Genomic DNA, 13,674 nt, shown 5'->3' on the forward strand with positions numbered 1-13,674 from the left:
CCCGCCCCGTCCCGCCGCGCACGGCTAGACCCAGGTGTCGAACCACATCCGGTTGTGCCAGGCGCTCTTGGGGATCGGCTGGCCCGTGTAGATCGGGTAGAAGTAGATGAAGTTCCAGACGATGAGCAGGACGAGGACGCCCGCGCCGACGGCGCCGACCGCGCGCCGCCGCTCGGTCGAGCCCGGCGGCCCGACGATCGCGCCGATCATCATCGCCAGCGCCAGGCAGACGAACGGCACGAACACCACCGCGTAGAACAGGAAGATCGTCCGGTCCTGGTACAGGAACCACGGCAGATAGCCCGCGGCGATGCCGCAGGCGACGGCGCCCGCCCGCCAGTCCCGCTTGAACACCCAGCGGTAGAGCACGTACAGGATCGCGAAACAGCCGGCCCACCACAGCAGGGGAGTGCCCAGCGCCAGCACTTCCCGCGCACAGCCTTCGGCCGCGGTGCAGCCGTCGTGCCCCATCTTGGGGTCCTCGTAGAAGTACGAGACGGGACGGCCCTGCACCAGCCAGCTCCAGGGGTTGGACTGGTAGGTGTGCGGCGTGGACAGGCCCTTGTGGAAGTCGTAGACCTCGGTCTCGTAATGCCACAGGCTGCGCAGCCAGTCCGGCAGCCACTGCCCGCCGCCGGCCCGCCCCTCCGGCGTGGCGGTGGCCCAGTCGCGGTAGTAGCCGCCCTTGGTGACCAGCCAGCCCGTCCACGTCAGCAGGTACGCGGCCAGCGCCACCACGATCGTCGAGACGAACGCGGGCAGCAGGTCGCGCCGCAGCACCGCCCGCACCGGATGCCGGGCGCCCGCGGTACGCCGCGCCGCCACGTCCCACAGCACCAGCAGCACGGCGAACGCCGCGAGGAAGTACAGGCCGTTCCACTTGCTCGCCGCCGACAGGCCCAGGCACACCCCGGCCGCCAGCCGCCACGGCCGCCACCCCAGCCGCAGCCGGTCGCCCACCTCCGCGTCCGGCCGCGCCAGTCCGTCCTCGCCGACCGGCAGCGCGGCCGCCAGCCGGGCCCGGGTGCGGTCCCGGTCCAGCAGCAGGCAGCCGAACGCCGCCACCACCCAGAACATGACGATGAGGTCCAGCAGCGCGGTACGGCTCATCACGAAGTGCAGCCCGTCCACCGCCAGCAGGACGCCCGCCAGGCAGCCCAGCGCCGTGGAACGCAGCAGCCGCCGGCCGATGCGGCAGACCATCAGCACCGACAGCGTGCCCAGCAGCGCCACCATGAACCGCCAGCCGAACGGGTTCATCCCGAACGCCCACTCGCCCAGGGCGATCATCCACTTGCCGAGCGGCGGATGGACGACGTACGAGTGCTCCGGCGACAGCAGGATCTCCGGAGGGTGCGCCACCAGCGCGTCGTTGGCGTTCTTCGCCCAGGTGCCCTCGTAGCCGTATTGCAGCAGCGACCAGGCGTCCTTGGGGTAGTACGTCTCGTCGAATATCACCTTCGCCGGGCTGCCCAGGTTCCAGAACCGCAGCAGACCGGCGAAGAGCGCCACCAGCAGCGGCCCGCCCCAGCCCGACCAGCGCGCGAGCCGGTCCGCCGCGCCCGGCCCCACGCCCGGCACCGACCACACCCGCGCCCCCGGAGCGGGGAAGGCGGGCACCAGCCGCTCCCTGACGTCGGCCTGCGGGCGCCCGGCGTAGCCGAACCGGCGCAGCCGGCGCTGCCACCGGCGGGCCCCGCCCGCGGGCTCCTCGGCGCTGTGGGCGTCTGTCGCGGTGTCACTCGTCACCGGCCCATCGTAGGGAAGCGGTCCGCGCCTGACGCGGGGGCCGCGCGGCCGGATCCGGGGACGCCCCGCCGCCGGCCGCGCGCACCGCGGTCCGCGCGGCTGGGAGGATGGGGACGTGACTGGAACGCTGGTACTTGCAGGGACGCCCATCGGCGACGTCGCGGACGCCCCGCCGCGGCTCGCCGCCGAACTGGCGGCCGCCGAGGTGATCGCCGCCGAGGACACCCGGCGGCTGCGCCGCCTGACCCAGGCGCTCGGCGTGCACACGACCGGCCGCGTCGTGTCGTACTTCGAGGGCAACGAGGCGGCCCGCACCCCCGAACTCGCCGACGCCCTCGAAGCGGGCGCCCGCGTCCTGCTGGTCACCGACGCCGGCATGCCCTCCGTCTCCGACCCCGGGTACCGGCTGGTCGCCGCGGCCGTCGAGCGGGGCGTCAAGGTCACTGCGGTGCCCGGCCCCAGCGCGGTGCTCACCGCGCTCGCCGTCTCCGGGCTGCCCGTGGACCGGTTCTGCTTCGAGGGCTTCCTGCCCCGCAAGGGCGGCGAACGCCGCTCCCGGCTGCGTGAGGTGGCCGACGAGCGCCGCACCCTCGTCTACTTCGAGGCCCCGCACCGCCTCGACGACACCCTCGCCGCCATGACCGAGATCTTCGGCGCCGACCGCCGCGCCGCGGTCTGCCGCGAGCTGACCAAGACGTACGAGGAAGTTCGCCGCGGCCCCCTCAAGGACCTGGCCGAGTGGGCCGCCGACGGGGTGCGCGGCGAGATCACCATCGTCGTCGAGGGCGCCCCCGAGACCGGCCCGCAGGACCTCGGCCCCGCCGAGCTCGTACGCCGCGTCCAGGTCAGGGAGGAGGCCGGGGAGCGCCGCAAGGAAGCCATCGCGGCCGTCGCGGCCGAGACCGGCCTGCCCAAGCGCGAGGTGTTCGATGCGGTCGTGGCGGCAAAGAATGCGGCGCGAACGGGACCAGCGGAAGGTAAATGACTAGCCTGGAAGGTAAAACGTGGGCCGCGCAGCGGGGGCGCATCCTCTGCCCTCCGCCAAATCTGCGCCAACAGCTGGATGGCCCTGCTGCGCCACCGCCGGGAAAGGCGTCCACTGGGAGGTGGGACGTTCGTCCCCGGAGACCTTGTCTTGAGCAGGCAAGAGGAGCGGCTATGAGTGACATCGCGCGTACGCCGGGTACCACCACCGGCGCCCACCCCACGACCCAGGCAGACCCCCCGGCACACGAGGCGTACGCCTTCGCGTGCATGCGGTGCGGGCACGGCTGGGAGCAGTCGTACGAGATAAGGCACCACGTCGACGCGGACGGGCGCGCGGGCTGTGTGTACTACGCCGACGGCGAGCGCGTACCGTCACCCCTGACCCGTCCCACCTGCCTGAACTGCGGCGCCCACGTCGTCCGCATCATGCGTGCCGGACAGGTCTCGATGGTCTCCAAGGCGATCGCGAGCCTGTACGAGCAGCCCTCGGCGGGCGCCGCCGAAGGCATCGCGGGCGCGGGCGCGGGAACCGTGCCGCAGCAGGGCAGGGAGCCCACCGACGGCGCCGACGCGGGCCGCGAGCGCCACCACTGGCACCTCTCGGACCTGCTGCACCCCTTCCAGCACCGCAGGTGAGCCCACGGCCGCGGTCCCGCCCGGTGGCTGTCACCGGCCCCTCGTAGGATCGCGGCCATGAGCAGCAGCACCAAGGACGCACCGCCGCCGCTGCCCGAACCGCTTCGGGTACCGGTCGCCGACTCGCACACCCACCTCGACATGCAGGACGGCACGGTCGAGGAAGCCCTCGCCAAGGCGGCCTCCGTCGGCGTGACCACCGTCGTCCAGGTGGGCTGCGACGTACGCGGCTCCCGCTGGGCCGCCGAGACGGCCGCCGCGCACGAGGCGGTGCACGCGACCGTCGCACTGCACCCCAACGAAGCCCCCCGCATCGTCCTCGGAGACCCCGACGGATGGTCGCGTCAGGGCGCCCGCGAGCCCGGTGGCGACGCCGCCCTCGACGCGGCACTCGCCGAGATCGACGCGCTGGCCGCGCTGCCCCACGTACGCGGCGTCGGCGAGACCGGCCTGGACCACTTCCGCACCGGGCCCGACGGCATCGCCGCCCAGCAGCGCTCCTTCCGCGCCCACATCGAGATCGCCAAGCGGCACGGCAAGGCCCTGGTCATCCACGACCGCGAGGCCCACGACGACGTGTTGCGGATCCTGCGCGAAGAGGGCGCGCCGGACACCGTCGTCTTCCACTGCTACTCGGGCGACGCGGAGATGGCCAAGACCTGCGCCGAGGCCGGCTACTACATGTCCTTCGCGGGCAACGTCACCTTCAAGAACGCCCAGCCGCTGCGCGACGCGCTCGCCGTCGCCCCGCCCGAACTGGTCCTCGTCGAGACCGACGCGCCCTTCCTGACCCCCGCCCCGTACCGCGGACGGCCTAACGCCCCGTATCTCGTTCCGGTCACGCTGCGGGCCATGGCCGAGGTCAAGGGGATGCCCGAGGACGCGCTGGCCACCGCCGTGGCCGCCAACACGGCGCGCGCTTTCGGCTACTGAGCGGCCCCGCAGCGGCGGCCCGGCACCCTAGCGGGACGACACAGCGTAGCGGGCCCGCTTTGGAGAGTTACCGGCGCTCCGCTACATTCCGGGCCGACAACCCGTACCTGTGGCATGTGGAGCGTCGTGACTCAATCGCAGAGCAGCCACCGTGTCGCGCACGGCGGATACGGCCCGGCCGCCGAGCCGCCGCGGGCCGGCGCCGTCGAGGCCCCCGACCCGTACAGCAGGTACGGCGCGTACGGGGAGTACGGGCCGTACGACATCTACGAGACGTACAACGGGTACGACCGCCACGAGCTCTACCCGGCGTACGACACCGCCCCCGCCACCCAGGAACCCCCCGGCGGCTACGAGGCATGGCAGCCACAGCCGCAGGCCCCCGCGGCGCCACCGGGGCGCGTACCCCACCAGGTGCCGCTGGTGCCCCTGCGCGACGACCTGGCCGACGTCCCCCCGCCCACGGGGGGACGGGCCGCCGCCCGGCGCGCCGCACGCGGCACCGCCCACCGCCGCGGCGTGGTCGACCGCAAGGGCGCCGCCGACGGCCCCGAAGCCCGCCGCCGCCTGCTGCCGCAGGCCCTCGTCGTGGCCTTCCTCGCCGGCGGCACCGCCGCCTTCATCGCCCACGACAAGGCCGTCCGCATCGACGTCGACGGCGAACCCCGCACCCTGCACACCTTCGCGGGCGACGTCGGCGACCTGCTGGCCGACGAAGACGTGGAAGTCGGCGAACACGACCTCGTACAGCCCGCCGCCGACGCCGAACTCGCCAGCGGCGACGAGATCGTCATCCGCTACGGCCGCCCCGTCCGCCTCACCCTCGACGGCGAACACCGCCAGGTCTGGACCACCGCCGACACCGTCGCCGGCGCGCTGCGCCAGTTCGGCGTCCGCGCCGAAGGCGCCCACCTGTCCGCCGCCCGCTCCCAGCACATCGGCCGCAACGGCATCGACCTCGACGTCCGCACCGAACGCAGCGTCGTCTTCGTCGCCGACGGCCGCGAACACACCGTCCGCACCAACGCCGCCACCGTCCGCGAAGCCCTCGACCAGGCCGGTATCGCGCTGCACGGCGAGGACACCACCTCCGTGGCGCCCGAATCCTTCCCCCGCGACGGACAGACCGTCTCCGTCCTGCGGATCACCGGCGCCGAAAAGGTCCGCGAGGTGACCGTCCCGTTCGACACGGTAAAAAAGGCCGACCCGACGGTCTTCAAGGGCACCGAAACGGTCGTCCAGCAGGGCCACCCCGGCGTCCGGCGCCTCACCTACGAGGTACGCACCGTCAACGGCGTCCAGCAGAAGCCCAAGCTGCTCGGCTCCGAAATCGTCCGCGAGCCGCAGGACCGCGTCGTACACGTCGGCACCAAGCCGATGCCGACCAGCGTCGACGGCGCCGACCACCTGGACTGGGACGCCCTCGCCCAGTGCGAGGCGGGCGGCCGCGCCGACGCGGTCGACGCGTCCGGCACCTACGGCGGCCTCTACCAGTTCGACACCGGCACCTGGCACGGCCTCGGCGGCACCGGACGCCCCCAGGACGCCCCCGCCAGGGAACAGACCTACCGCGCAAAGAAGCTCTACATCAGCCGCGGCGCCAGCCCCTGGCCGGTCTGCGGGCGGCGGCTGCACGGATGAGCGGCACGACGGGCCGTAAGCTGCACGGGTGAGCAACAGCAGCACCACCGATGAGCCCGGCCCCCTCCTGGGCGCCGCCGATATCCGCGAACTGGCCGCCGCGCTGGGCGTACGCCCCACCAAGCAGCGCGGCCAGAACTTCGTCATCGACGCCAACACCGTCCGGCGCATCGTGCGCACCGCCGGCGTACGGCCGGACGACGTCGTCGTCGAGGTCGGCCCCGGGCTCGGCTCGCTGACCCTGGCCCTGCTGGAAGCCGCCGACCGGGTCACCGCCGTCGAGATCGACGAGGTCCTGGCCGCCGCCCTGCCCTCCACCATCGAAGCCCGGCTGCCCGCCCGCGCCGACCGCTTCGCGCTCGTCCACAGCGACGCGATGCAGGTCACCGAACTGCCGGGCCCGCCCCCCACCGCGCTCGTCGCCAACCTCCCCTACAACGTCGCCGTGCCGGTGCTGCTCCACATGCTCGCGACGTTCCCCACCATCGACCGCACCCTGGTCATGGTCCAGTCCGAGGTCGCCGACCGGCTCGCGGCCCGGCCCGGCAACAAGGTCTACGGCGTCCCCTCGGTCAAGGCCAACTGGTACGCCGAGGTCAAGCGGGCCGGAGCGATCGGCCGCAACGTCTTCTGGCCCGCCCCCAACGTCGACTCCGGCCTGGTCTCCCTCGTCCGCCGCGAAAAGCCCGTCGAGACCACCGCCACCCGCGACCAGGTCTTCGCCGTCGTCGACGCGGCATTCGCCCAGCGCCGCAAGACACTGCGCGCCGCGCTCGCCGGCTGGGCCGGGTCGGCCGCCGCCGCGGAGGCGGCGCTGGTCGCCGCCGGAGTCTCGCCACAAGCGCGCGGCGAGGCACTGACGGTCGAGGAATTCGCGCGCATCGCCGAGGCCGGAGCCGGTCTCGCGGCCGGCGAGGAAACCGAGGAGAGCACCGCGTGACCGCGTCCGTCACCGTCCGCGTACCCGCCAAGGTCAACGTGCAGCTCGCCGTCGGCGGGGCGCGCCCGGACGGCTTCCACGACCTGGCCAACGTCTTCCTGGCCGTCGGCCTGTACGACGAGGTCACCGCCACCCCGGCCGCCTCCCTCCGCGTCACCGCGACCGGCCCCGACACGGACCGCATCCCCCTCGACCGCACCAACCTCGCCGCCCGCGCCGCGGAACTCCTCGCCGCGCGGTACGGCATCGCACCCGACGTCCACCTCCACATCGCCAAGGACATCCCCGTCGCGGGCGGCATGGCCGGCGGCAGCGCGGACGCGGCGGGCGCGCTCGTGGCGTGCGACGCGCTGTGGGGGACCGGGGCCAGCCGCGAAGAGCTGCTCTCACTCTGCGCCGAGCTGGGCAGCGACGTACCGTTCAGCCTGGTCGGCGGGGCGGCACTGGGGCGCGGGCGCGGCGAACTGCTGACGCCGCTGGACGTGGGCGGGACGTTCCACTGGGTCTTCGCGGTGGCCGAAGGAGGGCTGTCCACGCCGGCCGTCTACCAGGAGTTCGACCGCCTCCACGAAGGCCGGGCCATACCGGCCCCCGAGGCGTCACCGCTCCTGCTCGACGCCCTCCGCACCGGCGACGCGACCGCGCTCGCGCCCGCCCTGTCCAACGACCTCCAGGCCGCGGCCCTGTCCCTGCGGCCGTCCCTGACCGCAACCCTCGACGCGGGCACGGCAGCCGGCGCACTGGCCGCACTGGTCTCGGGCTCGGGCCCGACGACGGCCTTCCTCACGAAGTCCGCGGAGTCCGCGGCGGCGGTATCGGAAGCGGTACTGGCATCCGGGACATGCCGCGCGGTACGGGTTGCCGGGGGGCCGGTGGCGGGGGCTGTGGTCGTTTAGGCCGCCCCTGCGCGGTGCGCGCCGGCGCGCGTTTGCGCGTTAGGCCCGGCGGGTGGGTCGGGGAGAGTCACCCCTGCGCGGCCCCGACCCCACCACAAACCAGTGCAACCCCGCGCGCCAACGCAAACCCCGCGCGCAGCGCGGCCTCATCTCGCGTGGCCCGGCACCGCCCAGCCGCAACGTCGTACTCGGTCATGATCACGCCCGCGTGATCCGTGGCCGGCTCCTCCAGGTGAACCGCGTGCCCAACGGCACGCACCGCCTCGGCCAGCACGCGCGAGTGCTCAGCAGGCACGACCGAGTCGTACGTCCCGTGCAGCAGGTGCACCGGCGCGGTGGGCACCCGCCCCGCGGCCAAATCGGCCAGGGGCGCAGTTCCAGTGGTACGGGCCGGAAGGCTATAGCGACCGCCCACGCCGAAGACCGCCGTGGGCGCCCAGCCGTCGAACAGTTCGGGATGGAGCGCCACCCCGACCGCGGCCCCCGCCCCGGCCGACCAGCCGACGAGGACGAGAGAACCGCCCGCGGAGCGGGCACGGGCACGGGCATAGGCGAGGGATTCCAAGAGCTGCGCGCGCCCGCCGTCCTCCGCGTCGGAGCGCCAGTCCGGCACGAGGACCCGCAGGCCGTGGTCGGTCATCGCGTGAGCCAACGGTTCGAGGATGTCCCGTTCGTCGGGGCCGATGCCGTGCCACAGGAGCACCGTACCGACAGGGGCCCCGCCGGGACGGTAGTCGTCCAGTTGTTCGCCGCTCGGGCCGTAGGCCCGTGTCTCCGTTGCCATGGGGCGCACGCTATCCGCACGCGCCCACGCGCGTGAGGGCGCCCTCACGCGCCGACTACGCTGGGAGGTCGACCGACCCAAGCGTCGACCGACCAACATGCAGGAGTGAGATGGCCGTCAACCTCGTCAATCTGGAAGCCGTGGGCAAGGTGTACGGGACGCGTGCGCTGCTCGACGGTGTCTCCCTGGGCGTCAACGAGGGGGACCGGATCGGCGTCGTGGGGCGTAACGGCGACGGCAAGACGACCTTGATCCGGATTCTCGCCAAGCTGGAGAGCGCCGACGACGGGCGGGTCACGCACAACAGCGGGCTGCGGCTCGGCGTGCTGACGCAGCACGATTCGCTGGATCCGGCCGCCACCGTGCGGCACGAGGTGATCGGCGATCTGGCGGATCACGAGTGGCGGGGCAACGCCAAGATCCGAGACGTGCTGACGGGGCTGTTCGGCGGGCTGGACCTGCCGGGGCTGGGGCAGGGGCTGGACACGGTGATCGGGCCGCTGTCGGGCGGTGAGCGGCGGCGGATCGCGCTGGCGAAGCTGCTGATCGCCGAGCAGGACCTGATCGTGCTGGACGAGCCGACGAACCACCTGGACGTCGAGGGCATCTCGTGGCTCGCCCGCCATCTGCGGGCCCGCAGGTCGGCGCTGGTGTGCGTGACGCACGACCGGTGGTTCCTGGACCAGGTGTGCACGCGGATGTGGGACGTGCAGCGTGGTGACGTGCACGAGTACGAGGGCGGGTACAGCGACTACGTCTTCGCGCGCGCGGAGCGGGAGCGGATCGCGGCCAGCGAGGAAGCCAAGCGGCAGAACCTGATGCGCAAGGAGCTGGCCTGGCTGCGGCGGGGGGCTCCGGCGCGGACCAGTAAGCCGCGCTTCCGTATCGAGGCGGCCAACGAGCTGATCGCGGATGTGCCGCCGCCGCGGGACACCGCCGAGCTGATGAAGTTCGCCAATTCGCGGCTGGGCAAGACGGTTTTCGAGCTGGCGGACGTGACCGTCCAGGCCGGGCCGAAGGTCCTGCTCAAGCATCTGACGTGGCAGCTCGGTCCGGGTGACCGGATCGGCCTGGTGGGGGTGAACGGCGCGGGCAAGACGTCGTTGCTGCGGGCGCTGGCGGAGGCGGCGCGTACGGAGGGCGAGGCGCAGCCGGCGGCGGGCAAGATCGTGGTCGGCAAGACGGTGAAGCTGGCGTACCTGTCGCAGGAGGTCGCGGAGCTGGATCCGGCGCTGCGGGTGCTGGAGGCCGTGCAGCGGGTGCGTGAGCGGGTCGATCTGGGCAAGGGCCGGGAGATGACCGCGGGGCAGCTGTGCGAGAAGTTCGGGTTCACCAAGGAGAAGCAGTGGACGCCGGTCGGCGATCTGTCGGGTGGTGAGCGGCGGCGGTTGCAGATTCTGCGGCTGCTGATGGACGAGCCGAACGTGCTGTTCCTGGACGAGCCGACGAACGATCTCGACATCGAGACGCTGACGCAGCTGGAGGACCTGCTCGATGGGTGGGCGGGGTCGCTGGTGGTCATCAGCCACGACCGGTACTTCGTCGAGCGGACGACGGACCGCGTGTTCGCGTTGCTGGGCGACGCGACCTTGCGGATGCTGCCGCGCGGGCTGGACGAGTACCTGGAGCGGCGGCAGCAGGTGATCGACGCGGCGGCGCCCGCGCCGGCCGCGGCGGAGGCCGCGCCGAAGCAGAAGCCGGCGGCGGTCACGCGTGCGGCGCAGAAGGAACTCCAGAAGATCGAGCGGCAGTTGGACCGCGTCGGTGAGAAGGAGGCGAAGTTGCACGCGCAGATCGCGGAGCACGCGACGGACTTCGAGAAGGTCGCGGGGCTGGACGCGCAGTTGCGTGAGCTGGTGGGGGAGCGCGAGGAGCTGGAGATGCGCTGGCTGGAGCTGGCGGAGGACGCGTAGGGGAGGTTCTGCTGCCTCCGTGGCGGTTGACCGCGGCGGGGGTGGGCAGGATGGTGCGGTGCCTGCCGGGGCGTGATGGCTCTGGTGTCACTCCTGTCGCATTCGGCCGACAAGCTGTGCGCAAGTGAACGTAATTGGCCGGGATTTCAGCATTGCGAGAGGCTTCTTCCCCTTAAGGGGCGCGCGACGTCGAACAAGCGTGTAGCTTCCGGGGGCAAGGGGCCTGGCGAGGGCCGGGGGGCTGGGCTCGCCGGGGAATTGGGGGGTTGCTGCAATGGGCGTGCGGCTGATGGTGGTCGACGATCACCGACTGCTCGCCGAGGCACTCGCCTCGGCCTTGAAACTGCGTGGGCACCGGGTGCTCGCGGCGGCCGCCCCGAGTGCCGGGGCGGCGGACCTGGTGGTGAGCCGGGCGCCCGAAGTGTGCCTGCTGGGCACGGCGGCGCCGGCCGAACCGGGCGCCTTCGACCCGGTCGTACGCATCAAGAAGGAGCGTCCGCAGGTCGCGGTCGTGGTGCTCGGGCCGGTGCCCAACCCGCGCGGCATAGCGGCCGCTTTCGCGGCGGGCGCCTCCGGGTACGTACGGCACGACGAGCGTATCGAGGGCGTGGAACGCGCCATGATGAAGGCGCGCGCCGGCGAGGCGGCGATAGCGCCGCAGTTGCTCCAGCAAGCGTTCGAGGAGTTACTGCACCCGGCCGCGCAGCCCGACGACGAGGGCGCGCGGCTGCTGCAGATGCTCACTCCGCGCGAGGTCGAGGTGCTGGTACGGGTCGCCGAGGGCGAGGACACCCGGCTGATCGCGGCGGGCATGGGCATCGCGCCGAGCACCGCGCGTACGCATGTGCAGCGGGTGCTGATGAAGCTGGGCGTCGGCTCGCGCCTGGAGGCGGCGGCACTGGCGGCGCGTACCGGGCTGCTGGACCGGGCGGCGTCGCGGGGCGCGGCGGCGCGCGAGGCGGCGGGGGCCGAGGTGGTCCCGCCGCCGTGACCGGCGCCGGTCAGTCGGTGTCGTCCTGGAGGGCCGCCAGTTCCTCGGCGGTCGGCGGCACGGTCGGGCGGATCCTGAGCCAGGCCAGGAAGAACAGGCCGAGCAGCAGCATGCCCAGGCCCGTCCAGAGGTTGATGTTGATGTCCTGGGCCTTCTTCAGGTCCGCGTCGGAGACGGTGAGCCCGGCGATCGTGACGATGACGCCGTAGAGCGTGAACAGGCCGCCGATGATGAGGCGGATGTCGAAGAGCCGGGCGGCCGTCGCCGACCTGCGTTCGAGGTCGACCTCGTGCTGGTAGTCACTCATGGTGCGTGCGTTCCTTCGGCTGGGGTGCGGGCGTCAGAAGGAGTACGGGACGTAGCAGAGCGCGGCGAGGACGATCGCGCCCCAGCCGAGCAGGGCCGGCTTGCGGTACCAGGCGTCGTCGCCCTTGGCGGGCGGCTCGTCCAGGCCGGGGGACCTGGTGCCGTAGACCAGGCCGGCGAGTTCCGCGGCGGGCTTGGGCTGGGTGAACAGGGTGACGACGACCATGACCACGGCGCCGACGACGAAGGCGACGATCGCGGAGACGAAGTTGGCGCCCTGGTCGGTGGGGATGGCGATGATGCCCTGCTTGTAGATCCAGAAGTAGTTGACCATCGCGGCGGTGGTGCCCGCGACCAGCCCCCACACGCCGGACTTCATGGAGGCCCGCTTCCAGAACATGCCGATGATGAAGACCACGAACATCGGCACGTTGAAGAACGAGAACAGCGTCTGGAGGTAGCCCATGATGTTGTTGAAGCTGGCGGCCAGGAAGGCCGTTCCGATGCTGCACAGTACGCCGATGGCGGTCACCAGGCGGCCGAACCGCAGGTAGTAGCGGTCCTCGCGGCCGGTCTTCACGTACTTCGCCCAGATGTCGGAGGTGAAGACCGTGTTGAAGGAGGAGACGTTGGCGGCCATGCCCGCCATGAACGCGGCCAGCAGGCCGGTGACCGCGATGCCCAGGACGCCGTTGGGCAGCAGGTCCCGCATCAGCAGCGGAATGGCGTCGTTGTAGGTCAGGCCGGAGCCCTCCCGGCCGATGCCGGGGATGGCGACCGCGGCGACCAGGCCGGGGATCATCACCAGGAAGGCGATGAACATCTTCGGGTAGGCGGCGATCAGCGGGGTGCGCTGCGCGGCGGAGAGGTTCTTGGCGGACAGGGCGCGCTGCACCTCGGCGAAGTTGGTGGTCCAGTAGCCGAAGGAGAGCACGAAGCCCAGGCCCAGGATGATCGTCAGCCAGTTGGCGCCGAGCGCGTTGGGCTCGCCGACGCCGGTGCCGTCCCAGGCCGTCAGGAAGCTGTGGCCGTGGCTCTTCTCCAGCGACGAGGTCAGCCCGTCCCAGCCGCCGACCCGCTTGAGGCCGATGACGCAGATCGGGATGAGCGCGGCCAGGATGACGAAGAACTGGAGCACCTCGTTGTAGATCGCCGAGGACAGGCCGCCGACGGTGATGTAGGCGAGGACGAACAGGCCGGCGACGACGATGGCGACCCACTGCGGCCAGCCCAGCAGCGCTTCCACGACGATCGACAGGGCGTAGAGGTTGACGCCCGCGATGAGGATGGCGGCGAAGGCGAAGAGCACCGAGCTGAGCAGGTGCGCCGACTTGTCGAAGCGCTGGAGCAGGAACTCCGGTACGGAACGGACCCGCGACCCGTAGTAGAACGGCATCATCACCAGGCCGAGGAACACCATGGCGGGAATGGCGCCGATCCAGTACCAGTGCACGACGGCCACGCCGTACTGCGCGCCGGTGGCGGCCATGCCGAGGATCTCGGTGGCGCCGAGGTTGGCGGCGACGAAGGCGAGGCCGGTGACCCAGGCGGGCAGCGACCGCCCGGAGAGGAAGAAGTCCAGGCTGGTCTTCACGCTGCGCCGGGCGGCGAAGCCGATGCCGAGGACGACGACGAAGTAGATGGCCAGAATCGCGTAATCGAGCCCGTTGGTGGGCAGCCGTAGCCCTGCGGCCAGAGTGATCATGGGGCACTCACTTCTCTGTGCGTGATGAACGCACAGGAACCTACGCGCGGTCGTTGAGAAACTGAACACTTTTGTTGGTTCTCGTGGTGCGATCGTGATCGGGCCGGTGCTTTTGTGGGGGATCCTCCGGGTGTGCAAGGCGGCGGAGCCGGGCGTTGACGGGGTTGTTTAGTTGTGCTTCATTGTGTGTGTT

At 72.0% G+C, this 13,674-nt stretch carries 12 protein-coding genes; 8 read left to right on the forward strand and 4 right to left on the reverse strand.

The genetic code is table 11. The features are described from left to right. Positions 1-24: 24 nt before the first annotated feature. Positions 25-1,749: a dolichyl-phosphate-mannose--protein mannosyltransferase gene (locus ACH4K4_RS23560; protein WP_398169787.1), complete on the reverse strand. Its 1,725-nt coding sequence runs from the start codon at positions 1,747-1,749 to the stop codon at positions 25-27. A 115-nt stretch (positions 1,750-1,864) separates the two neighbouring features. Here ACH4K4_RS23560 and rsmI point away from each other — a divergent pair, with 115 nt between their 5' ends. From rsmI to ACH4K4_RS23590, 6 genes are all read left to right on the forward strand, one after another. Next, a complete protein-coding gene (gene rsmI / locus ACH4K4_RS23565; RefSeq protein WP_398169788.1) occupies positions 1,865-2,734 on the forward strand; it encodes a 16S rRNA (cytidine(1402)-2'-O)-methyltransferase in 870 nt (289 codons plus the stop codon). A 173-nt stretch (positions 2,735-2,907) separates the two neighbouring features. Beyond that, on the forward strand, positions 2,908-3,372 hold the full coding sequence (locus tag ACH4K4_RS23570) for a hypothetical protein (RefSeq protein ID WP_398169790.1): 465 nt from the start codon (positions 2,908-2,910) through the stop codon (positions 3,370-3,372). Between the two features lie 57 nt (positions 3,373-3,429). Continuing rightward, positions 3,430-4,305, forward strand: coding sequence for a TatD family hydrolase (locus tag ACH4K4_RS23575; RefSeq protein ID WP_398169791.1), 876 nt, complete (start codon positions 3,430-3,432; stop codon positions 4,303-4,305). A gap of 126 nt (positions 4,306-4,431) precedes the next feature. Next, entirely contained in the window at positions 4,432-5,946 is a 1,515-nt protein-coding gene (locus ACH4K4_RS23580; RefSeq protein WP_398169793.1) for a ubiquitin-like domain-containing protein, read from the forward strand. 28 nt (positions 5,947-5,974) lie between these two features. Then, positions 5,975-6,886 carry a 16S rRNA (adenine(1518)-N(6)/adenine(1519)-N(6))-dimethyltransferase RsmA gene (rsmA, locus tag ACH4K4_RS23585; protein WP_398169795.1) on the forward strand — a complete coding sequence of 304 codons (912 nt, stop codon included), beginning with the start codon at positions 5,975-5,977 and terminating at the stop codon, positions 6,884-6,886. Beyond that, the gene (locus tag ACH4K4_RS23590; RefSeq protein WP_398169796.1) at positions 6,883-7,782 is read left to right on the forward strand and encodes a 4-(cytidine 5'-diphospho)-2-C-methyl-D-erythritol kinase; all 900 of its coding nucleotides are present in this window, start codon (positions 6,883-6,885) and stop codon (positions 7,780-7,782) included. The genes rsmA and ACH4K4_RS23590 overlap by 4 nt, the downstream gene beginning before the upstream one ends. A gap of 67 nt (positions 7,783-7,849) precedes the next feature. Here ACH4K4_RS23590 and ACH4K4_RS23595 read toward each other — a convergent pair whose 3' ends face one another. Further along, positions 7,850-8,566, reverse strand: a complete 717-nt coding sequence (locus tag ACH4K4_RS23595) for an alpha/beta hydrolase (RefSeq protein WP_398169798.1) — start codon at positions 8,564-8,566, stop codon at positions 7,850-7,852. 110 nt (positions 8,567-8,676) lie between these two features. On the opposite strand from ACH4K4_RS23595, the gene ACH4K4_RS23600 reads away from it, so the two are divergent. Both ACH4K4_RS23600 and ACH4K4_RS23605 read left to right on the forward strand, forming a co-directional pair. Further along, positions 8,677-10,479 carry an ABC-F family ATP-binding cassette domain-containing protein gene (locus ACH4K4_RS23600; protein WP_398169800.1) on the forward strand — a complete coding sequence of 601 codons (1,803 nt, stop codon included), beginning with the start codon at positions 8,677-8,679 and terminating at the stop codon, positions 10,477-10,479. 274 nt (positions 10,480-10,753) lie between these two features. After that, positions 10,754-11,470 carry a LuxR C-terminal-related transcriptional regulator gene (locus tag ACH4K4_RS23605; RefSeq protein WP_398169802.1) on the forward strand — a complete coding sequence of 239 codons (717 nt, stop codon included), beginning with the start codon at positions 10,754-10,756 and terminating at the stop codon, positions 11,468-11,470. Between the two features lie 10 nt (positions 11,471-11,480). Here the strand turns inward: ACH4K4_RS23605 and ACH4K4_RS23610 are convergent, their stop codons facing one another. Together ACH4K4_RS23610 and ACH4K4_RS23615 are read right to left on the reverse strand one after the other, a co-directional pair. Further along, positions 11,481-11,777, reverse strand: a complete 297-nt coding sequence (locus ACH4K4_RS23610) for a hypothetical protein (RefSeq protein WP_398169803.1) — start codon at positions 11,775-11,777, stop codon at positions 11,481-11,483. A 33-nt stretch (positions 11,778-11,810) separates the two neighbouring features. Further along, complete coding sequence (locus tag ACH4K4_RS23615) at positions 11,811-13,481, reverse strand: sodium:solute symporter family protein (protein ID WP_398169804.1); 1,671 nt, start codon at positions 13,479-13,481, stop codon at positions 11,811-11,813. Between the last annotated feature and the right edge of the window lie 193 nt (positions 13,482-13,674).

The sequence above is a fragment of the Streptomyces sp. NPDC017529 genome, assembly GCF_044329785.1.
Classification (GTDB): Bacteria; Actinomycetota; Actinomycetes; order Streptomycetales; family Streptomycetaceae; genus Streptomyces.

Bases quoted from the DNA above. Each gene is read 5' to 3' on its own strand.
- ACH4K4_RS23615 (WP_398169804.1), bottom strand. From the start codon at position 13,481: ATGATCACTCTGGCCGCAGGGCTACGGCTGCCCACCAACGGGCTCGAT.
- ACH4K4_RS23570 (WP_398169790.1), top strand. From the start codon at position 2,908: ATGAGTGACATCGCGCGTACGCCGGGTACCACCACCGGCGCCCACCCC.
- ACH4K4_RS23575 (WP_398169791.1), top strand. From the start codon at position 3,430: ATGAGCAGCAGCACCAAGGACGCACCGCCGCCGCTGCCCGAACCGCTT.
- ACH4K4_RS23600 (WP_398169800.1), top strand. From the start codon at position 8,677: ATGGCCGTCAACCTCGTCAATCTGGAAGCCGTGGGCAAGGTGTACGGG.
- ACH4K4_RS23605 (WP_398169802.1), top strand. From the start codon at position 10,754: ATGGGCGTGCGGCTGATGGTGGTCGACGATCACCGACTGCTCGCCGAG.
- ACH4K4_RS23610 (WP_398169803.1), bottom strand. From the start codon at position 11,777: ATGAGTGACTACCAGCACGAGGTCGACCTCGAACGCAGGTCGGCGACG.
- ACH4K4_RS23595 (WP_398169798.1), bottom strand. From the start codon at position 8,566: ATGGCAACGGAGACACGGGCCTACGGCCCGAGCGGCGAACAACTGGAC.